We start from the raw sequence: 20967 nt of genomic DNA on the forward strand, positions 1-20967 counted from the left end.
ATGGATAACAAACCTCATCTATATTTTAAAACGCATATTGAATGGCGAGCTTGGTTATTAGATAATCATAATGAAAGTAATGGAATTCACCTAATTTTATACAAAGTTGATGTTGACATACCTAGCATGCGATGGGAAGAAGCCGTAAAAGTAGCTTTATGCTTTGGCTGGATTGATAGCACTGTAAAAAGTTTAGGAAACGGAAAGAGACGACAATATTTTTGTCCTCGAAAACCCAAAAGTGTTTGGAGTGCTTTAAATAAGAAATATATTGAAGAATTAATTACTAATAACTTAATGCATCCTTCTGGAATTACCTCTGTTAAGGTTGCTAAAAAAAATGGCTCTTGGACAGCTTTAGATCCTGTAGAAAAATTGATTGTTCCAAAAGACCTACAAATTGAGTTTGATAAAAACCCTACCGCTTTTAATAACTATCAAAACTTTGCGCCATCTTACCGCAAGAGTTACTTATACTGGATATACCAAGCTAAAAGAGAGACCACAAGAACAAAACGAATTAATGAAATTATTCGTTTGTGTGAGGCCAATATAAAATCTAAATAAACTGTTAAATTTTATAATATAATTAACAATTATAAACAATAATAAAAGTAAATTGGTTGTCTTATTTATCAACTCAAACAATTTATTATGTTTACAAAACAACTAAAATTAGTTTGTTTACTTTTTTTAACCATTTCAATAACAAGCATTCAAGACATAAGTGCTCAAAAAAAGAAAAAGAGAAAGAACAAAGCTAAAACAGAAATTTCTTCTAAATCAAAAAAAAAGGAACCAAAAAAAACAATTAAGAGTTTAACTAAAAGTAGTAAAAAGTTAGACGGTTTATTTACTATTTTCCAAGATACAGTTACTGGAGATGTTAAACTTTTATTGAAAAAAGAACAATTAAACAAAGATTTTATTTATTTCTCACAAATTGCTGATGGAGTTATAGAAGCTGGTGCATTTAGAGGAGCTTATAGAGGTTCTAGTATTTTCAACATAAAAAAACATTTTAACAAAATTGAATTTGTAGCTCCAAATACTTCTTTTTATTTCGATAAAAACAATGCTATTTCTAAATCAGCAAAAGCAAATATTAGTGATGCTATTATAGCTAGCACTAAAATTTTAGCTTCTGATGAAAAAAAAGGAGAGTACTTAATAGATGCTAATCCTTTATTCATTTCTGAAACTTTTACTCGAATTAAAGCTCCTAATTTTCCTAAAAGTTCTCCTTTTGCATTCAAACTAGGTAGATTCGACAAGAAAAAGTCAAAAATAAATATCATAAAAAACTATCCAGAAAATACTAACCTAAAAACTGAGTATGTGTATAACAATCCTTTAGTTTTAAACCAAGGTTCTAGTGCTATTAAAGATGGTAGATATATTTCTATTAAGGTTTTTCATACGTTTATGAACGTTCCTGAAAACAACTATCAAACTAGGATGGATGACCCAAGAGTAGGTTATTTTTTAACTAATACTAACGATATGACCTCTACAGAAACAGTGAACTATAGAGATTTTATACATCGTTGGAAACTTGTTAAAAAAAATCCTGAATTAGCCATTTCTGAGCCTGTAAAACCAATTACTTGGTGGATTGAAAACTCAACACCAAAAGAGTTTATTGAAACTATAAAAGAAGGGGTTTTAGCTTGGAATGAAGCTTTTGAAAAAGCCGGATTTAAAAATGCTATGGTTGTAAAAGTTCAACCAGATGATGCTACATGGGATGCTGGTGATGTTCGCTATAACGTATTACGTTGGACTTCTTCTCCTAACCCTCCATTTGGTGGTTACGGGCCTAGTTTTGTGAACCCTAAAACAGGAGAAATTTTAGGAGCTGATATTATGCTTGAATATGTTCACTTTACCAATCGTGTGAAATACAATAAAATATTTGGTGATATCTCAAAAGCTTCCTCTGAAGAAGAGGCACGTGCTATTTTCACTAATGAAAACAACTTTATGTACTGCTCAGCTGGTCATTTAATGCACGAAAACACCATGTTTGGTAAAACAGTTTTAGCTGCTACTGGTGCTTCTGATTTAGAAATGGAAGGTATGAAAAGAGAAGCTATGAAATCATTAATCATGCACGAAGTTGGTCATACACTAGGTTTAAACCATAATATGAAAGCTAGTCAATTGTTTTCTCCTGAACAATTAGCTGACCCTGATTTTATAAAAGGAAAATGTTTAACTGGTTCTGTAATGGATTATGCTGCTATTAACTTAACTCTTGATAGAAGTAAACAGGGGCAATATTACGATACTGCTGTAGGTCCTTATGATATTTGGGCTATTCAATTTGGGTATACTCCTTTTAAAAATAGAGCTGAAATGGATGCTTTATTAGCACAATCAACAAAACCAGAATTAATTTTTGGTAACGACGCTGATGATATGCGTTCTCCTGGTAAGGCAATTGATCCACGTGTTATGACAGGTGATTTATCAAACGATCAAATCAAATATTCAATTGACCGCATTAAATTAGCTAATAATATGATGAAAAACATTAAACAACGTTTTTCAAAAAATGGAGAAACCTACGAAGAACTAAGAAATGCTTACTATATCTTAAACGGGCAAGCTGCTAGAGCTGGCGATGTAATTTCTAGATTTATAGGTGGTGTTTATGTGGATAGAGCTGTATCTGGTCAAGAAAACGCTAACCAACCTTATACTCCAGTAAGTTTAAAAGATCAAAAAAGAGCTATAGATGCTTTAAAAACGTATGTTTTTGCTCCAGATGCCTTTAATGTTCCTAAAGACTTATATAATTATCTAGCAAGACAAAGACGTGGTTTTAACTTTTTCTCTGGGTCAGAGGACCCTAAAATTCATGCCGAAGTTCTAAGCTATCAAAAAAGAGTTTTAAATCATATTTTACACAGAAACACTTTACAAAGAATTTCTGATTCTGAGTTATATGGAAACCAATATAAGCTAGCTAATTTTATGACAGACCTTAATGCTGCTATATTTAAGGCTGATATAAATACCAACGTGAACTCTTTCCGTCAAAATTTACAAACCGAATACACCAAAATGCTACTAAAAATGATTAGTAGTAAAAGTAAATATACTAACGCCTCTAAATCTATGGCCTTGTATAATTTAAACAAGATTAAATCATGGGTTAATAATGGTGTTGGAAATATTGCTACTAGAGCTCACAAAAATCAATTAAAACTATTAATTAATAACTCACTTAAAGACTTTAAGTAATAGTGTTATAATTATAGCAAAACAAGCCTCATCATAAAAAGATGAGGCTTGTTTTTTTTAGTAAGTTTATAATTTAAACTATAGGGTTATGATTCTAAATGATTTTTAGTATTTTGTAGTCCAATCAATTAACTATATGCAACTAGAATCCCTCGTTAAAAATTTTAAAAACAAAGATGTAAAAGCTTTTGAAAGACTCTACGAAATGTACAAACAAAGTGTTACTGGTGTAGTTTATAATATTGTTAGAGATCAAACAATAGCTGAAGAAATAACGCAAGATGTTTTTATAAAAGCTTGGAATAATGCAAGTACATATTCCGAAAAAAAAGGGCGTTTTTTTACATGGATTATTAATATTGCTAGAAATGCTGCTATAGACAAAACAAGATCTAAAAACTTTAAGAACAATTCAAAAAACCTTGATGCCGAAATTTTCGTAGATATATTAGAGAACCATGATAGCTTGGACTCTCAAACAGATGCAATTGGTATAAAAAACTTTGTAAACAAGTTAAAAGATACTTGTATTAAGGTTATAGAGCTTCTTTATTTTAAAGGTTTTACACAAAAAGAGGTTTCTGAAAGTTTAAAAATGCCTCTTGGTACTGTAAAAACTAGAAGCCGAAATTGTATTAACGAATTAAGACTTATGCTTAAATAATGGCTACAAATAAACACATAGAATCTGGAATATTAGAACTATACATAGCTGGAGCTCTTTCTGAAAAGGAAAATGAGCAGGTATATAGTTTAATGATGGAACATCCTGAGATTTTAGAAGAAGTAAAAGAAATTGAAAAGTCAATTTCTATTCTTACGTCTCATGTTGCTCCTAAAGATGTTGAAAATTCTTTTAAAGACGTTTTAATTAAAATGTTACAAGAAAAAGAAGATTCAGTAAAAACAATTCCTTTACGAACATCAAAAAATAACTGGGTAACTTATACTGGATGGGCTGCTGCCTTGGTTGTTGGTAGTACCTTAATTTTATCTTTAAATAAGAGTGCTAATTTGCAAGGTCAAATAGACACTATTAATGAAGCTAAAGAACAATATGAAATTCAGTTAGACAAAACAAATACTGATTTAGCTGAAAATAAAAAACTTTTAGCAGTAATAAGAAGTAAAGATATTCTTACCGTTCCGTTACAAGGACAAAAAGTATCTCCTGAAGCTTACGCAAAGGTATATTGGAATAAAAACTCTAAAAACATTTACTTAGATGTTCAAGGGTTACCTGATCCTCCAGAAGGAAAGGTATATCAGATATGGTCTTTAAAACTTGACCCGTTATCTCCTACTAGTTTAGGAACTATAGATAATTTTACAGCTAGTGATACTAAAATATTCACCATTAACAATCCTAATGATTCACAAGCTTTCGGTATTACTTTAGAACCAGCAGGTGGAAGTGAAACACCTACTTTAGAACAATTATATACTCTAGGTGCAGTATAAATATCATTTACTTATAAATTAATATAGCCGCTTAAAAGCGGCTATATTTTTGTTGCCATTAATCCTTCTAAAAAAAATGACAACTTTTCAAGTCCCCCCGGACTATCATTTATTTTAAAAAGAATATCGTATGGTGGCTTTAGCAGAAAATGGAGTTCCTGGTGTAAAGTGAATTTCTTCCACTGAATTTGGCTCATTTTGCAACCTCGATTCCGTAGCAAACTGTGTTTCATTCCAAGCAACATCAAAAATATTTTCTAAAGCTACACCTAATGTTAGGTTATTTATTTTATAACTAATATTTGCATCGGTAACAAAATAACCTTCTGCAACTATTGAATTGTCTTCATTTGCAGGTCTGTCTCCTATATATCTGTAATGTACCCCTCCTGAAAAATTCTTGTAATTATTTACTGATAATCCCCCTGTTACAGTTACTTTAGGTGCTAGTGGAATATTGTTTTCGCCTGACGGATCTTCAACACTTTCTGCTTTTGTAAAAGTAGCATCACTATCAAAATACAACCAATCTGTTAATTGATATCTAAGACCTAAATCGATACCATAACGTTGTGCTTCTCCTGATGGTTCAACAATACCTGCATCTCCAACATATACTAATTCATCTTCTGAAAGTAAATACCATAATGCTGTATTTATAGCAACTCTTGAAGTAGGCTTCCAAACTGTTCCCAAATCAACACCATAAGCTCTTGGTAATGTTTTTCTATTAGGTTGTGTTGCCACTACCCTAGTATCATTTGAATGAAATCCAATTCCTGATTTTAAAAACCATTGAATTTTAGCATTTGGAGTATAGGTTACATTAATTTTAGGGTTTACAACCACTTGTGATTTAGAAAACGTTTTGTACTCATCTAATAAAAAATCATTATAGTTAAACTTTAAGTAATCTAAACGTAACGCAGGTGCTACCATAAATTTTCCAAATTCAAATTCACTATTTACAAAAGCATAATAGTTTGTTTGGTTTACCTTTCCTAATTGAATTTGATCTAACACTTCTTTTCTTTGAAGTGTATGCGACAGCTCTAAATTATCTACAATATCAGCACGTAAACCTGTTCCAAAAGTTAACTCTACAGGTATATTTGATAATTGTGTTTTCTTTTTAAACTGTGTGTTAAACCCGAAAACATCTCTGTTTTCAGTTTGCTTTATTTGATCTCCGTTTACAGGGTCTTCTAAGAAGAAAGTAAAGTTTGAAAATAAATTGAAATTATAATTTGAATAGAAAACATTTGAAGTTACGCTAACGTCATTCTTTAAAAATTTTGAATGTTCTAAGTTTATGTTTGTTCGTGATGTCGTTCCTCCTTCGGTATCATCAATTGAACCAAAACGAGTAATATTTCTATTATCTACTTCTCTTTGTGGTATTTGCCCTGAAGCGTCCCATTTACTCGTAAAATGTGAGGCAGATAACGATAAACTACTATTATCTTTAAAAAAAGTTCTATACTTTGTGAAGATATTAATTCGACTAAAATTTTGAGGAGACTCTACAAAACCATCTGTTTCTAAATACTCAATTGCGACATAGGCATTGTCTGTACTATTCTTATCCAAAAGGTTAAACATTCCCAACGTTCTAAATGTATTGAACTGCCCTATACCTACCTCTACTTGACTGTTTTCTAAATATGTTTTTGTTTTAAAGTCTACATATCCTGCTGTATTAAAGTCTCCTTTGCTAGCGTAATAAGGTCCTTTTCCGAAGTTAACTTTTTCAATTGTTTCAGGAATTATAAAGTGTAAGTCACTGTACCCTTGTCCATGTGCATGAGAAACCATATTTACAGGTGTACCATCTACCGACAATGCTATATCAGTACCGTGATCGATATCAAAACCTCTTAAAAATATTTGTTCAGCTTTTCCTCCTCCAGCATGTTGACCTATAAAAAGTCCTGGCACTCGTTGTAATATTTGTTGAGATGAGTTTACTGGTTTTTTATCTAAATCAACTCTAACAATTGTTTGTAATGGATCTCTCTTGTTAGATAATACCATTTCATCTAACAAAAAACTTTTCATTTCTAAAATAATTGTTTTGGGAGAGCTTAGGTCATCACTATCTAATTCTAAGTTGATTTTTTTATACCCTAAAATTCCAAACTCAATAATATCTCCTACTTTCGAATTATCTAAGATAAATTCTCCACTAACTTTTGTATGTGTATGACTATTGCTGGTGGTATTATATACATACACGTTCTCTAAAGGTCTTTTATTGGTATTTAAAACTTTTCCTTTAAAATGCTGTGAAAATACATGGCAGCTACCTAGTAGTGCCGCTAAAAATAAAATCTTTGTTTTCAAAATACTGGGGTTTGATTATATACTTAAAATTTTCTCTGTCATCAATGGTCCTAATTCAAAAGAGCTTTCTAATAACTCTTTTTTTAAAGCCATAGCTTTATCTTTAACTCCATTTGCTTTGTAAATTTCAGCTATATGATATTGTACTTCAGGCTCGAAAGTTTTATCTACTACATGTGTATTAATTATTTCTAAAGCTTTTTTAAAGTCTTTATTTTTATAATAATACCAAGCTAATAAATCGTACGATTGTGGTGTAGGTCTATTCTCTATTTCTTTTTCGATGTATGATAATGCATTTGATATATCATTAAACTCTTCTAGATACAATTTAGCTAAATGCTGATTATACATTACACCATATAGGTTATTTTTTACAGCCGATAAATATACCTCTATATTACTTTCTTTCATTGTTAAATTATTCTTAAACTCTGCTATTTCTGCCTTTAACAAATAGTAATCTGGTGAAGAATGTTCGTTACTTATTATATCTAAAATTCGTAATGCTTCATCTGCATTTTTATCATGAGAATATACAATCCAAGCAATGCCTTTTTTTGCATACGCATTACTGTCATCTAACTCCAACGCTTTTAAGTATAAATTATAAGAATCCTTTATTTGACCGTTATGTCCATAAAAGTCAGCTAAATTGGTATAACTCCATGCTTTTAAACCTTTATTATTAGCTTCTTCTGCTTTTTTCATGGCCTTTTCCATAAATCGAATTGCTGAAGACAAATCTCCTTTATAATCATGCCATTTAGAAACTCTTATTAAATAATCAAAATCAGAATAATCTTCAATTTTAGCTAAGTATTCAGAAGCTTTTTGTGGAGTTCCTAATTCTAAATAAACATCAAATAACATTTTTTGAGTAGCATTTAGGTTCTCTCTATTTACCTCAGCTTTTTTTAGTAATTCTAACGATTCTTTAAATCGATGCTGAGAGATATAGTTTCTTGCTAATGATCGTAAATATGAAGCTTTGTTATAGTTCGTTTTTTTGTTGATTTTTAGTAGTTTTTTTTCCGCTTCTATCAAGTAAGAAATATTTCCCTTTTCTGAAAAAAGTAATGTATTAGCCTTCGCTAGTTTACTTAAATACGGATATTGTGTTGGCTGATTCTTTAGTTTTTTCTGCCAAAAATCTAATTCTTTTTGAGCTAACGATTCTGAAGTAGTTTTTGTATTTTGTAAATACTTATTGTACTCTTCTTGGTTAGCTACTTTTGTTGTTTTTGATGTTGTACAACTTAATATGGTACTACTTAAAATAGCACATATAATTATTTTAATAGTTCTCATTTTAGAAGGATTTTTAGTTAATAATTTGTTTAAAAATTGGTTGCTAAAAAGCAACCAATTTTTATTTTAGGAGGTTTAGTCATTTCTTTTTTACCAAGGACTAGCCAAGTATGGAAAAGAACTTAAAAAGTCTTTATCATTTGCATCTACATTATCGTTTGATAATGTTGGGTTTTCAGAAAAGTCTTCTCCTCCGAAAATCAATAATAATTCAACTGTTATCACATCATCTGCTAAAGCTCTACCTGTTAACACGTTAGTTCCATCATAAAAAGTTGTTGTACCATCTAACGAAACAGTTAACACATCAGTAGCTAAAACACTGGCAAAAGTTGCAGCATCTAAACCTAATGCATTGGTATCTCCATCATTTGCATATGCTGGACTTAATGCTTTTAAATTCGTTTCAAACATTGCAGCAAAATTTGCTCCTTGCTCTGACGGTATAGTTACATTAAATGTATCTTTCATATCACTGTTTACAAAAACTGTGTTCACCGCTGGTCTACCCATTTGATCTTTTTGCATATAGCTTCCTGAAAAATCAATAGAAGCCATTGGTGGCATATTATTATCATCGCTACAACTTGCTAAAGCAAAAATTGATAGGATTGAAATTGCTAAGATTTTTATATTGTTAAGTTTCATGTCTTTGAATTTTAAAGTTGATTGTTTCTACTGCTTTGTTTTTGTTTCTACCCAAGTATTAATGGTTCCTGAGCCTCCAATCATAGATTTTGGCACTTCTACTACTACTGATAATACATTGGTCCCCGCAAAAGTGTCTGCTCCTGGGTCGTTAAAACCACCTGCATTTCCAGCTATAATTTCACCATATTGAGCAAAATCCATAAAGAAAGGGTCGTCTCTAGGTCCTGCAAAAAATTGCATTCCTCCTTTACTACCAACTATGGCACTAGATCCGTAAGGAGTTATAGAAACTCCATACTCAGACCCGTCTTGTGGCAACGTACTACTTAAACCTGTAGTTGATGGATTGTATGGACCAAAAAAGTACATTTTTCCATCTCTTGGAATTGCTTGAATTACTAAATCTTCAACTTTATCATCGTTGTTATCAATATTAAATTCAATCAATACATTTTCATCAAAACTTGCTGATGCTGTAGCTGATGGACTTAGTAATCCTTGAATGTTTGCTACAAAAACAAGATTACTTGTATTTTCTCCTTGGAAAGCATAAAAGTCTGTAATATCACTTGACCCTCCTGTTACGTCTGGAGCATCAATATGATCGGCTGCTAATAACATTAATCCTATTAATGCAAAAGCGCTAGCTCCAATAATTAATTTCATTTTTTTCATGGTTGTAAATTTTAAAGTTAATTACTCATTCTACCTTACTTACGAGAAAATGATAATGCTGGTTTTTATTTTTTTAACTTTTTTTTATAAAAGCTTACAACCTCCTTATTTTACAAGGGCTCTAGCTATTATTTTTTAATCCTCTTCTTTCTTCTCTTAGTTTCTTTAAAAATGAATGTTTATTTTTGAGTACTATGGCTACTATATTAATTACAGGCGGAACTGGTTTAATTGGAAAAGAGTTAACTAAGAAGTTAACTAGTAAAGGACATGTGGTAAACATTCTTACCAGAACACCTAAAAAGAACAATGAATTTCGTTGGAATGTTGAAGAAAGTTTTATTGATAAAGATGCTTTTATTAACGTAAATTATATCATTCATTTGGCTGGAGCAGGTATAGCTGATAAACGATGGACTAATGAAAGAAAGAAAGAATTAATTAATAGCCGTGTAAAAACAGCTAATTTACTATTCAATAAAGCACAAGAATACCAAGTATCTCTTGAAAAATTAATTTCTGCATCTGGTATAGGATATTATGGAGCTGTTACTTCTGATAAAGTTTTTACAGAAAAGGATAAACCTGAAAATGATTTTATTTCAAAAATTTGTATGAAATGGGAAGATGCTGCTCTTCAATTTGAACAAATAGATATTCCTGTAACCATTTTACGAACTGGTGTCGTTCTTTCAAAAAATGGAGGGGCTTTACAAAAAATGAATACTCCTTTATTTTTATCTGCCTTAGGAAACGGTAAACAATATATGCCTTGGATTCATATTGATGATTTATGTGAACTCTATTCAAAAGCAATAGAAGACAAAGACTTTAATGGTATTTTTAACGCTGTTGCTCCTGAACATCAAACCAACGAAAGTTTTACAAAATTACTTGGAAAAAGTATTAATAAACCAGTACTTCCAATGAATGCTCCTTCATTTATTTTAAAAACTGCTTTTGGCGAAATGGCTTATATTTTATTAAAAGGTAGTAAAGTCTCCTCTGAAAAAACAGGTAACACTTATAATTTTATTTTTCCAAGCTTAAAAACTGCTTTAACCAATATTTATAATGAATAATAAACTTGAAAATCCTGTTTGGCATTCGTTGTGTGAAACACATGAAGAATTTGCTATTAATTATGATGATGTAAAATTTTATAATCCTACAATTTGTCCATTCGGTGCTTTTACAGATGCTTCAAAAACTACAGTAGCTTTAAATGAATACTCAAAACTTACAGATCAATTCTTTTTAGTTTCTGAAAATAAAATCCCTACCTACGACAGAGACAAAATCCTTCTGTATAAAAAGATTGATGGTTGTCAAATGATATTAGAGAACATAACAGATTTTAATATTACCGAAGAGATTATACCGTTAACTGAAAAACATGTTGATGAAATTTATAATCTAGTATGGTTAGTAATGCCTGGTTATTATAGAAAAAGAACGTTTGATATGGGTAAGTATTTTGGAATTTTTAAAAATAATAAACTTGTTGCTGTAACTGGACAACGTATGCAAACTGATAATTTTATTGAAGTTAGTGCTGTAGTTACTCATCCTGAATATACCAGAAAAGGATTGGCCAAACAGCTTTCTCAACACGTTACTAAAGAAATTTTAAAAGATGGAAAACATCCTATTTTACATACTAACAAAGGAAACCCTGCAATTCAGCTTTATAAAAAATTAGGATATGAACTTACACGAGATATGAATTGGTGGTTTTTTCATAAAAAAAAATGAAGTTATAGGATTAAAAACACATCTCTTTTAACCTTTAATACAACAAAAACAATATTACAATCTATAACTCACTTTACGACAGATGATTTCAACTCAATATCAGCGGTCTCCCATACTTCATTAAATCTTTTTTCCGTTTCTTTTTGGTTAGGTATGTCTCCTAATTTTGAATAGGCTAAACTGAGTCCCTTTAAGGCCCAACCATTTTTAGGTAAATTTCTTAAATCTTGTTTATAAGTATTAACCGCATCCAGATATTGTTCAGCATCCAATTGTACTGCGCCTAAATGATGTCTTACAGAAAAAAACCAATCAGGTGGCTCATTATAATTTAGTCCATCTTCAATAGCTACAGCTTCTTTTAATAAAACGATACTTTGCTTATAGTTTTTCTCTTGCGAAAGTATTTCTGCTTTTAGAACTTTATAGGCTATTTGTACCAATTCATATACTGAATTGATTTCCCAAACAGTGATTTCTCTTAACTCTTCTTTTGAGGCTATTTTTTCTAAGGCTTGGAGTTCGCTTTTTGCAGCTTTCATATTCCCCTTCCTTAAATAAGACATTCCTTTAGCATAATGTAATATTGCTGTCGGGTAATCTAGATCTGGTAGTTCATTTTCTATACTTAGTATATCGTCCCACTTACCAAATTTCACATAAACATAATAAGGTATGGTATAGTAATGCTGAATAGTACCCCACCCTGGTTCTTTCATCAATTGTTTATTAGTGTTTTTTTGTAAAGATTCGGCCGCATAGAGAGCCCACTTACTATTCCCTTCGAGGGTAGCTGTAGCAGACATGAAATGCTGGTTATGAGGATAATATGCTAATGGATATACTCCTTGTGCATTACAGGTTGTTACATAAGCACTATCTACTTTTATAGATCGCATATTTGCCATGGTACCTTTATGATAATCACCTGTTCTGATATACACATGGGATGGCATATGTACCAAATGACCTGCGTTGGGTACTAGTCCTTGATCAAACAATTCCGCACTTATTAAAGCTCGTTCTGGTGTCTTTGACGCTTCCACCGCATGAATGTAAAAATGATGTGCTCCAGGATGCTTCGGGTATTTTTCTATAATATTTTCTAAAGTGGTAATAATTTCTGGAGTCCATTCCTTGTCCTTACCTTCTTTATCTTGTAAATCCCAAGGGTGTAAATTCATTAATGATTCAGCATAAAATACACCTATATTAGAGTCATTAGGATATTTGGCATACAGTACTTTCATGGCATTGGCGTAGGCCATGTCTAATGGATAGCGGTTATCGACAGTTTCATTTACATACCTTTTAGAAAGGGCTTCAATAAGCAATCTCTCTTTTTCGGTTGCATTCTTTTCTGACAACTTTATTGCTTTTTGAATAGCCTCATAGGCACGCTCGTAGTTGTCGCTTTCCATACCAGCATTATAGTTAGGACCAAGTACGTAAGCATAACCCCAAAAGGCCATAGCACATTCAGGATTAAGTTTTGTAGCATAATAAAATGAACGGGCTGCTTCAGCATGATTAAAACCGTAAGCCAAAATTAAACCTTGATTAAAATATCTTTGAACTAATGAATCACTGGTGGATATAGAGTAGTGTAAATCTCCAAGTCCGTCAAACAAGGGGGCTTTATTATTACTATTGTACCAATCTCTGTCTGACACAACAGGAGCACACATTTTTGTAGAAGTGATTAAACTTTTTTCTTTCTTTTTATCTGAATTTTGACATCCTAATAAAAAAACAAGGAACATCATTAATATAATAAATTGTTTCATACTATCTTTTTTTTGACAATTACATAAACCACTATAATATAAACATTTGAACATATTTAATCTGTAAAGAATAAAAAAGCTCAGAAATTTCTGAGCTTTTATTCTATGTTAGTTTTTATTTAGTCAATTCCGGTACTGATGTATAAATATAATCACCATGTTTACCTGTAAAATATTTACTCATTTTCTTTCCAAACTCTTTTCTTTTTGCTTCGTCAGACCAATGCTCTCTATAAAGCTCATTACTTCTTTTTCCCATTTTATCTAAATCTCCCATTGACTCTATTACATAAGCTCTGGTATACTCTGTTCTATCAGACCCCCAAGCGTGTCCGTGTTGATAGAATCCTTTTATAAATTCATTTTTTTGAATAACGTTATCTAAATATTGTTTAGATAATTCATCAAACTCTTCCATAGAGCCATCTTCTGGAAATGCAAAATGCCCTTTTACTATCAACCAAATCATTTCTTTATTTGTAGGTTCTAACATTTTTGCCCCTCCGATAGGTGCATAAATTTCATCTGAATGATGATGTGTATAGTATGCGTCTTTTTTCTTAAAATATTCAGCTCTTTTATCTTTATCTGGCCAAGCGTCTTTTGCTAACTCACCACTTCTTTTGTAAGCTTTATCAATATTATCCCAAGAAGAATACGTAGTTACAAAAATAATCTCTGTATTATCTGGTGTAAAACGATGTAAAAACACAAACGATCTTAAGATGAACTCATTCTTTTTTACAACTTTATCTAAAAATTCTTTTTCTACAGCAATCCATTCTCCTTTATCAAAATTTTCATAATTTAAGTTCCAGTGCCCCGTTGTGACAGTTATATACTCAGGACGTTGATTCTCTTCTTGCGAAAAGATAGTTGATGGAATAACCATGAATAATAGAAACCCCATTAATAGCTTAAGTTTAACTGTTTTCATAATAGTTAAGTTTTAGTTATGATTAAAAAAGTAATTATGGGTTTGCTTAAAAAATATGTTATAAACTAGCCCCTTTGTGAGAAGTATAATGAGAGTTTTACAAAATTAACAAATTTTAAGACACTTAAAACAAGTGTTTTAACTATTTTTTTTTACAAAAAAAGCTCAGAATAAATTCTGAGCTTTTTAAATAAGTATGTATTCTATTTTTAACCTTTAGTAAACTTAGCAGTCATATTTGTTGTTGCGTCTTGTCCTTGAATCTTCATTGTCATATTAATGTTTGACTCTAAGGGCATACCTGAACCTCTATCTATATCCATAGCTCCTGTAATATTTCCATCAGCTGCTCCTGTAACTTTTCCTGAAATATCTATTAAAACATTTTCAGAAGAAATTGATTTAACTTTATAGGTAAAGCTGAAGTTCATTGCTCCTTCATTCTTAGTCTTTGTCCAAGTATCTCCTACTGCAACTGCTTCTTTAGGATAAATCACACTATTTGATTGCTTTGAAAAATCTTTTGCTTGTTTAATATTACTAGGCTCAACCTTTGTTTCTAAAATATTTCCTAAGTTATCTCCTTTTGTTATAATTGTAGCTGATAACATTGGTTGTATTCTAGATTTCATCATTTTACCTGCTTCATCTAGTTCTTCATCTTTTTTAGTTGAATCGTAAGATATTGGTACACCACCTTGTTTCATATCCATTGCCATTTTTGTAATTTTAGAACTACTTTCATATGTATCATCTGAAACACTGGTTATGTTATACTTCATTTGAATATGCATATTATTCGTCATTACTCCAACACCTATTACCTGAGCCATTTTCATGTCCATAGTATACTTTTGTCCTTTTTCATAATTTAAACGAAGTAACACTTTTTCTTGTGCTGTACTTACCATTGTTACACCTAACAAAAGTGCTATTAAAATTTTTTTTATCTTTTTTTTTGATTTCTATTAATAGTTTAAAGTAGCTAATATAGCTAAAAATAAAAAAGGCTTAGGTGAACACCTAAGCCTTTTAAAATAATATCTCTTTTTTTTAAAAATCTTGATTTACATCCCAAGATTCTAAAATTTCTTTTAATGTTTTAATAAACATACCTCCTAAGGCTCCATTTACCACTCTATGATCGTATGAATGAGAAACAATCATCTTATGACGAATTCCTATAAAGTCTCCTTCTGGAGTTTCAATAACTGCAGGTTTTTTAACAATAGCTCCTAAAGCTAAAATAGCCACTTGAGGTTGGTTTATTATTGGCGTACCTGTAATACTTCCAAAACTTCCAACATTAGTTACCGTATAAGTTCCTCCTTGAATTTCATCTGGTTTTAACTTATTAGCACGAGCTCTAGTTGCTAAATCATTTATTTGCTTAGTCATACCTACTAAATTCAACATATCAGCATTTTTAATTACTGGTACAATTAAATTTCCGTCAGGTAACGCTGCTGCCATTCCTAAATTTACATTTCCTCTTTTAATGATTTTATCACCATTAACAGAAATATTTATCATTGGGTGCTTCTTAATTGTAGAAGCCACAGCTTGCATAAATATTGGTGTAAACGTTAACTTCTCTCCTTCTCTTTGCTGGTAAGCATTTTTAACCTTATTTCTCCAATTAACAATATTAGTTACATCAATTTCAATAAACGATTGTACGTGTGCTGATGTTTGAATAGAATCAACCATATGTTTAGAGATTAATTTCCCCATACGGCTCATTTCTATAATTTCATCTTGACCACTTAATGAAACTGGAGTTGGTGCTGGTGTTGATTGAGGTGCTGGCTTCTTTTCTACTGAAGCTTGTGCTGCAACTTTTGGCTGACTTCCTCTATTTTCTATATATGATAAAATATCATTTTTAGTAACTCTACCTTCTTTACCTGTTCCTTGAATAGTTTCTAACTCTTCAACAGATATTCCTTCAGTTTGTGCAATACTCTTCACTAATGGAGAGTAAAAACGATCACTTGATGAAGTATCAATCGTAGCAGCTACTGTTTCTTTAGCTACTTCAACTGTTTTCTCAATTACTGTTACAGTTTCTGGCGTAACCTCTTCTTTCTTAAGCCCATCAGTTGTTGCTCCTTCTTCTCCTTCCGTTTCTATAATTGCAATAGTTTCACCTACTTGCACAACAGTATCTTTTTCGAATAAGATTTCAACTAAGGTTCCTTCAACTTCACTAGGTACTTCGCTATCTACTTTGTCTGTAGCTACTTCAACAACGGTATCATCTATATCAATAGTTTCTCCAACTTCTTTTACCCAAGAAGTAATTGTTGCTTCTGCAACGCTTTCGCCCATTTTAGGCAACTTCAATTCGTATCTAGCCATAGTGTATAATTTTAAACGCTTGCGAAGTTACTAAAAAGCAACGATTTTTTCATGATTTTATGCGTTAAATATTTTTGTTTTCTCCTTTATTGATTAAATTATCCTCAATTCAACTCTTAAAAACCACATATAGATTATTGTTATCTCTGTAAAAAACAAATATTATTACGAATAACCCAATACCAAATTAGGCTTTCGTTTGTTAGTTCAAAATTTTATTTTTGAACTCTTTAACCTAATTTAAAATTGTTGAACGTAGCTATTACCAAACTTAACTTCCTATTTGACTGAAGACCGTATCAAGCAAAAGTGCTACAAAACTTCTCCTCTCATATACAGGATGATCATTTTCATATAGTTGCGCCTCCTGGTTCTGGTAAAACCATTATGGGAAGATAGATTGCAGAACTTCTTTCCTGTTCCAGAAATTTTTAGTGTTCGTAAAAAAGAATGTCAAGCTTTTCAATCTTGCTGGAACAAACATCTTGGTAAATCTAAATTAGTGTATACACGAACTATGGATGGAAGAAAACTGCTATTAAAAGCACGTCTTTTCCACATTCATAATGTGAATAATGAACTTACTAAGAAAAATGTTGTTTGGAGATAGGCTTAAAGCTACACCCAGTTTTTAGGTTTTGCTAAAACTTCTAACAATTTAGCTTCTTCTGAACCTTCTTCTGGATGGTGATTATATTTCCATTGCACTGTGGGTGGTAAACTCATTAAAATGCTTTCGATCCGTCCGTTAGTTTTTAAACCAAATAGCGTTCCTCTATCGTGTACCAAATTAAATTCTACATATCGACCACGACGTACTTCTTGCCAGTCTTTATGTTCTTTAGTATACTCTATGTCTTTTCTTTTTTCAACAATCGGCACATAGGAGTTTAAAAAACTATTTCCTACTTCGGTAACAAAATCATATCGATCTTGCATCGAAAACTCTTCAGTTTCTTTTAAGTAGTCAAAGAACAAACCTCCTAAGCCGCGTGCTTCATTTCGGTGTGCATTCCAGAAATAGTTATCACAAGTTTCTTTAAATTTTGGATAAAAGTCTGGGTGGTGCTTATCACAAGCTTCTTTACAAATAGTATGAAAATGTATCGCATCTTCTTCAAATAAATAATACGGAGTTAAATCTTGTCCGCCTCCAAACCATTGTGTAACAATGTTTCCATCTCCATCATACATTTCAAAATAACGCCAGTTAGCATGTACGGTTGGCACAAACGGATTCTTTGGATGTATTACTAAACTTAATCCGCAAGCAAAAAAATCTCCACTTTCTACTCCAAATTGCTTTCTTAATGCTTCAGGTAACTCACCAAAAACTTTAGATATGTTTACTCCTCCTTTTTCAAAAATATTTCCATTTTCAATAACACGAGTCCTACCTCCTCCACCTTCTGTTCGCTCCCATAAATCTTCTTGAAACTTGGCTTTACCATCAATAACTTCTAATTTAGAAGTTATGGTGTCTTGTAACTGTTGAATATAGGCGTAAAATTTATCTTTCATGCTATTAAATATTGAAGTGCAAAAGTACTTATTCTGGTAATTTTTCAAGCTGTATTTTCTTAATAGTTTCTGTAGTTGCTGCGGTTACTGATAATGGTAATACCAGAATTACTCCAACAACAGGAATTAATAAAAATAGCATAAATACAACTCCATTTCCTATAGCTAATCCTTTGTTTTCTTTTACAAAATTGATACTTTCTCTGTATTTAAAATGACGTTCAAGTGTATAGTCCATATTTCCAAATCCAGCATAATATGCTTGCATTAAAAATAGTAACACAGTTGAAACAATACCAATCACAGGAATTAATCCTAATAATAAGATAGGAATTGTCAATAAGAGCTCTCTAGTTAAGTTTCTAAGGTTTATTCGTATACCTCTAATTAATTGTTCTTGAAAAGAAGTAATTCTGTGTTTATGATCTTCTCCTCTAAGATGATCCTCTATTTTCTCTGAAACAGGACTCATAAAAGGTGCCGATAACGCCATTACTATATGCTTATATAACACCAATCCTACAACCACAATTAACAAACCACTTATAAAAGTACTGATTATCTCAAAGGTTTGTTTACCAAACTCCCATTTCCAAAAATTAGCAACGTAGTGTCCAATATTATCGGATAATGTATACGCCATAAAACCAACAAATGTTGCTGTCAACAGGCTTATAAGCATCGGAATAATAAAATACTTCCATAGTTTTAATTTTGAAATCATTCCAAAAGCTCCAAAATAAGCTTTAACTCCTTTTAGAATATTTTGTATCATATTTTTTTTTGTGAAAATAAAAAACCTCTTTCAATAAAGAAAGAGGTCTATGAAATATTGTTGAATCAATTTATTTTAAAATTGGTGCTAAAAAGTCTTCAAAATTCTTTGTGTTGATTTCGTTAACTTTATCCCAACCTACTTCTTTCGTAGGTGTTGCAGCCCCCCTTTTAATATTAACAAATTGCTTGTCTTTATTAATTAAATAGGCTGTTGGGTAATCTAGCTTGTGAACAAAACCACTGATATCTAAATAACCTTTTTTAACTTTATCTATTTCTCTTGCAGGTACTAGCTTAATTCTCTTGTCTAGTTTTTCAGCCATTCTTTTAACTTTAGCCTCTTTGTCCCAAAAAATCATAACAAACTCTAATTGGTCATTATACTTTTCAACCATTTTGTTCAAAGCTGGTACATCTCCCCAACAAGGAGCTGACCAAGTAGCGTTGGCTATAAGCACAATGGGCTTGTTAATTTTGTCTGTACTTACCGCTTTACTATCCATCGTAGTAAAGTTATAATTTAACAAATAAGAGCCTTTAATGCACTTATCAATCAAACCTTCGGTATTTTCTTCTACACAATTGTTTACTGCAAAATTGTAATACGTTTTATTTTGTGCGAAAATAACAGTTGTTAAAAAACACATCAAAACAAAAGATAATTTCTTCATTTTTAATTATTTAAAGGGGGTTATCTATCGGCTTTATACTCTTTAACCGCATCTATAAATGCTTTTGCATTCTCTAGCGGAATATTCGGTAAAATTCCGTGCCCCAAGTTAACAATATATTTGTCTTTACCAAACTCATTTATCATTTGGTGTACCATCTTTTTTATTTCTGCAGGTGGAGACAACAATCGAGAAGGATCAAAGTTACCTTGTAAGGTAATATTCCCTCCTGTTAAATAGCGTGCATTTCTTGCTGAACACGTCCAGTCTACTCCTAAAGCTGAGGCATTTGATTGTGCCATTTCATGTAAGGCAAACCAACACCCTTTACCAAAAGCAATAACTGGAGCATCATCTTTTAATGCCTCTATTATTTGATTCATGTATTGCCATGAAAACTCTTGATAGTCGGTTGGAGATAACATACCTCCCCAAGAATCAAAAACTTGTACAGCATTTACACCTGCTTTTACCTTTTCTTTTAAATAAGCAATTGTGGTATCTGTTATCTTCTGAAGCAATTCGTGTGCCAAAACTGGTTGCGTGAAACAAAATTCTTTTGCTTTATCAAAGTTCTTAGATCCTTGACCTTGTACAACGTAACATAAAATTGTCCATGGTGACCCCGCAAAACCTATTAATGGGACCTCATCATTCAGCTTTTCTTTGGTTGCTTTAATAGCGTCCATTACGTAGCCTAATTCTTCGTTTACATCAGGAATAATTACGCTATCCAACCCTTTTTTATCTCTTACTGGGTTTGGTAAATAGGGGCCGAAATTAGGCTTCATCTCCACTTCAATATTCATTGCTTGTGGAATTACTAAAATATCTGAGAACAATATAGCAGCATCCATTCCGTACCTACGAATTGGTTGCACTGTAATTTCTGAGGCTAATTCTGGAGTTCTACAACGTGTAAAGAAATCGTACTTTTCACGAATTTCCATAAATTCTGGTAAGTATCTCCCTGCTTGACGCATCATCCATACTGGTGGACGATCAACTGTTTCTCCTTTTAAAGCTCTTAAAAATAAATCGTTTTTTATCATGTTATAGCTATTAACTATTAGCTGTTAGCTCTTGGCTCTTGCTTTTAGTTTTTATTTTATTAATTAATGAGTTTATCATCTTTGTTTCTTTTTCTAACAATTCAAAAATTGGTTTTAATTCTTTAGAAGAAATAAAACCTAGTTCTTCAATTATTACTAATTGTGTTTCTATCTCGAAAAGCGAACCTATTGAAATTTCTAAAAACCTTTTAAACTCAACTTCACTATTTCTACTAGCTCCTTCAGCAATATTCGAAGGGATAGAAACTGCGGCTCTAGTTATTTGACTTCTTAAGCCAAACTTTTCTTCAGAGGGCAATCTTTCTGAAAGATTATAAATCAACTTTACAATCTCAATCCCTTGTTTCCAAATATCTAAGTTTCTAAAATTCCTCATTTTCTTTTTTCTAATAGCT

At 31.6% G+C, this 20967-nt stretch carries 21 protein-coding genes; 8 read left to right on the forward strand and 13 right to left on the reverse strand.

The window, feature by feature from the left end; all coding sequences use genetic code 11:
• The 4 genes from ACQYZ7_RS13960 (at position 1) to ACQYZ7_RS13975 (ending at position 4710) form a co-directional block, all read left to right on the forward strand.
• Positions 1 to 567, forward strand: coding sequence for a YdeI/OmpD-associated family protein (locus tag ACQYZ7_RS13960; protein ID WP_430730336.1), 567 nt, complete (start codon positions 1 to 3; stop codon positions 565 to 567).
• 87 nt (positions 568 to 654) lie between these two features.
• Positions 655 to 3249 (forward strand): zinc-dependent metalloprotease, encoded by a 2595-nt coding sequence (locus ACQYZ7_RS13965; RefSeq protein ID WP_430730337.1) that lies wholly within the window; start codon positions 655 to 657, stop codon positions 3247 to 3249.
• Between the two features lie 136 nt (positions 3250 to 3385).
• Positions 3386 to 3913 carry an RNA polymerase sigma factor gene (locus ACQYZ7_RS13970; protein WP_430730338.1) on the forward strand — a complete coding sequence of 176 codons (528 nt, stop codon included), beginning with the start codon at positions 3386 to 3388 and terminating at the stop codon, positions 3911 to 3913.
• Positions 3913 to 4710 (forward strand): anti-sigma factor, encoded by a 798-nt coding sequence (locus tag ACQYZ7_RS13975; RefSeq protein WP_430730339.1) that lies wholly within the window; start codon positions 3913 to 3915, stop codon positions 4708 to 4710. The genes ACQYZ7_RS13970 and ACQYZ7_RS13975 overlap by 1 nt, the downstream gene beginning before the upstream one ends.
• A 114-nt stretch (positions 4711 to 4824) precedes the next feature.
• Here the strand turns inward: ACQYZ7_RS13975 and ACQYZ7_RS13980 are convergent, their stop codons facing one another.
• The 4 genes from ACQYZ7_RS13980 to ACQYZ7_RS13995 all read right to left on the reverse strand — a co-directional run bounded on the left by ACQYZ7_RS13980 (position 4825) and on the right by ACQYZ7_RS13995 (position 9690).
• Positions 4825 to 7053: a TonB-dependent receptor gene (locus ACQYZ7_RS13980; RefSeq protein ID WP_430730340.1), complete on the reverse strand. Its 2229-nt coding sequence runs from the start codon at positions 7051 to 7053 to the stop codon at positions 4825 to 4827.
• A gap of 15 nt (positions 7054 to 7068) precedes the next feature.
• The gene (locus tag ACQYZ7_RS13985) at positions 7069 to 8364 is read right to left on the reverse strand and encodes a tetratricopeptide repeat protein (RefSeq protein ID WP_430730341.1); all 1296 of its coding nucleotides are present in this window, start codon (positions 8362 to 8364) and stop codon (positions 7069 to 7071) included.
• A gap of 90 nt (positions 8365 to 8454) precedes the next feature.
• Complete coding sequence (locus ACQYZ7_RS13990) at positions 8455 to 9012, reverse strand: DUF4331 family protein (RefSeq protein ID WP_430730342.1); 558 nt, start codon at positions 9010 to 9012, stop codon at positions 8455 to 8457.
• Positions 9013 to 9039: 27 nt separating this feature from the next.
• On the reverse strand, positions 9040 to 9690 hold the full coding sequence (locus ACQYZ7_RS13995) for a DUF4331 family protein (RefSeq protein WP_430730343.1): 651 nt from the start codon (positions 9688 to 9690) through the stop codon (positions 9040 to 9042).
• A gap of 194 nt (positions 9691 to 9884) precedes the next feature.
• Here ACQYZ7_RS13995 and ACQYZ7_RS14000 point away from each other — a divergent pair, with 194 nt between their 5' ends.
• Together ACQYZ7_RS14000 and ACQYZ7_RS14005 are read left to right on the forward strand one after the other, a co-directional pair.
• The gene (locus ACQYZ7_RS14000; protein ID WP_430730344.1) at positions 9885 to 10772 is read left to right on the forward strand and encodes a TIGR01777 family oxidoreductase; all 888 of its coding nucleotides are present in this window, start codon (positions 9885 to 9887) and stop codon (positions 10770 to 10772) included.
• On the forward strand, positions 10765 to 11445 hold the full coding sequence (locus ACQYZ7_RS14005) for a GNAT family N-acetyltransferase (protein WP_430730345.1): 681 nt from the start codon (positions 10765 to 10767) through the stop codon (positions 11443 to 11445). The genes ACQYZ7_RS14000 and ACQYZ7_RS14005 overlap by 8 nt, the downstream gene beginning before the upstream one ends.
• Positions 11446 to 11513: 68 nt before the next feature.
• Here ACQYZ7_RS14005 and ACQYZ7_RS14010 read toward each other — a convergent pair whose 3' ends face one another.
• The 4 genes from ACQYZ7_RS14010 to ACQYZ7_RS14025 all read right to left on the reverse strand — a co-directional run bounded on the left by ACQYZ7_RS14010 (position 11514) and on the right by ACQYZ7_RS14025 (position 16530).
• Positions 11514 to 13232 carry a hypothetical protein gene (locus ACQYZ7_RS14010; protein ID WP_430730346.1) on the reverse strand — a complete coding sequence of 573 codons (1719 nt, stop codon included), beginning with the start codon at positions 13230 to 13232 and terminating at the stop codon, positions 11514 to 11516.
• Between the two features lie 115 nt (positions 13233 to 13347).
• Entirely contained in the window at positions 13348 to 14169 is an 822-nt protein-coding gene (locus ACQYZ7_RS14015) for a hypothetical protein (RefSeq protein WP_430730347.1), read from the reverse strand.
• Positions 14170 to 14378: 209 nt separating this feature from the next.
• Positions 14379 to 15080 carry a DUF6263 family protein gene (locus tag ACQYZ7_RS14020; protein WP_430730348.1) on the reverse strand — a complete coding sequence of 234 codons (702 nt, stop codon included), beginning with the start codon at positions 15078 to 15080 and terminating at the stop codon, positions 14379 to 14381.
• Positions 15081 to 15222: 142 nt separating this feature from the next.
• Positions 15223 to 16530 (reverse strand): dihydrolipoamide acetyltransferase family protein, encoded by a 1308-nt coding sequence (locus ACQYZ7_RS14025; protein WP_430730349.1) that lies wholly within the window; start codon positions 16528 to 16530, stop codon positions 15223 to 15225.
• Positions 16531 to 16839: 309 nt separating this feature from the next.
• Between ACQYZ7_RS14025 and ACQYZ7_RS14030 the strand changes: the two genes are divergently transcribed.
• Both ACQYZ7_RS14030 and ACQYZ7_RS14035 read left to right on the forward strand, forming a co-directional pair.
• Positions 16840 to 16929: a hypothetical protein gene (locus ACQYZ7_RS14030; RefSeq protein ID WP_430730350.1), complete on the forward strand. Its 90-nt coding sequence runs from the start codon at positions 16840 to 16842 to the stop codon at positions 16927 to 16929.
• Positions 16889 to 17140 (forward strand): hypothetical protein, encoded by a 252-nt coding sequence (locus tag ACQYZ7_RS14035; RefSeq protein ID WP_430730477.1) that lies wholly within the window; start codon positions 16889 to 16891, stop codon positions 17138 to 17140. The genes ACQYZ7_RS14030 and ACQYZ7_RS14035 overlap by 41 nt, the downstream gene beginning before the upstream one ends.
• An 8-nt stretch (positions 17141 to 17148) precedes the next feature.
• Here the strand turns inward: ACQYZ7_RS14035 and hemF are convergent, their stop codons facing one another.
• The 5 genes from hemF to ACQYZ7_RS14060 form a co-directional block, all read right to left on the reverse strand.
• A complete protein-coding gene (gene hemF / locus ACQYZ7_RS14040; protein WP_430730351.1) occupies positions 17149 to 18051 on the reverse strand; it encodes an oxygen-dependent coproporphyrinogen oxidase in 903 nt (300 codons plus the stop codon).
• 28 nt (positions 18052 to 18079) lie between these two features.
• Positions 18080 to 18826, reverse strand: a complete 747-nt coding sequence (locus ACQYZ7_RS14045; RefSeq protein WP_430730352.1) for an EI24 domain-containing protein — start codon at positions 18824 to 18826, stop codon at positions 18080 to 18082.
• Between the two features lie 70 nt (positions 18827 to 18896).
• The gene (locus tag ACQYZ7_RS14050) at positions 18897 to 19499 is read right to left on the reverse strand and encodes a TlpA family protein disulfide reductase (RefSeq protein WP_430730353.1); all 603 of its coding nucleotides are present in this window, start codon (positions 19497 to 19499) and stop codon (positions 18897 to 18899) included.
• Between the two features lie 20 nt (positions 19500 to 19519).
• A complete protein-coding gene (gene hemE / locus ACQYZ7_RS14055) occupies positions 19520 to 20551 on the reverse strand; it encodes a uroporphyrinogen decarboxylase (protein WP_430730354.1) in 1032 nt (343 codons plus the stop codon).
• Positions 20552 to 20561: 10 nt separating this feature from the next.
• The gene (locus ACQYZ7_RS14060; protein WP_430730355.1) at positions 20562 to 20948 is read right to left on the reverse strand and encodes a four helix bundle protein; all 387 of its coding nucleotides are present in this window, start codon (positions 20946 to 20948) and stop codon (positions 20562 to 20564) included.
• Positions 20949 to 20967 lie beyond the last annotated feature (19 nt).

It is taken from the genome of Tenacibaculum sp. SDUM215027 (assembly GCF_050566205.1).
GTDB lineage: Bacteria > Bacteroidota > Bacteroidia > Flavobacteriales > Flavobacteriaceae > Polaribacter.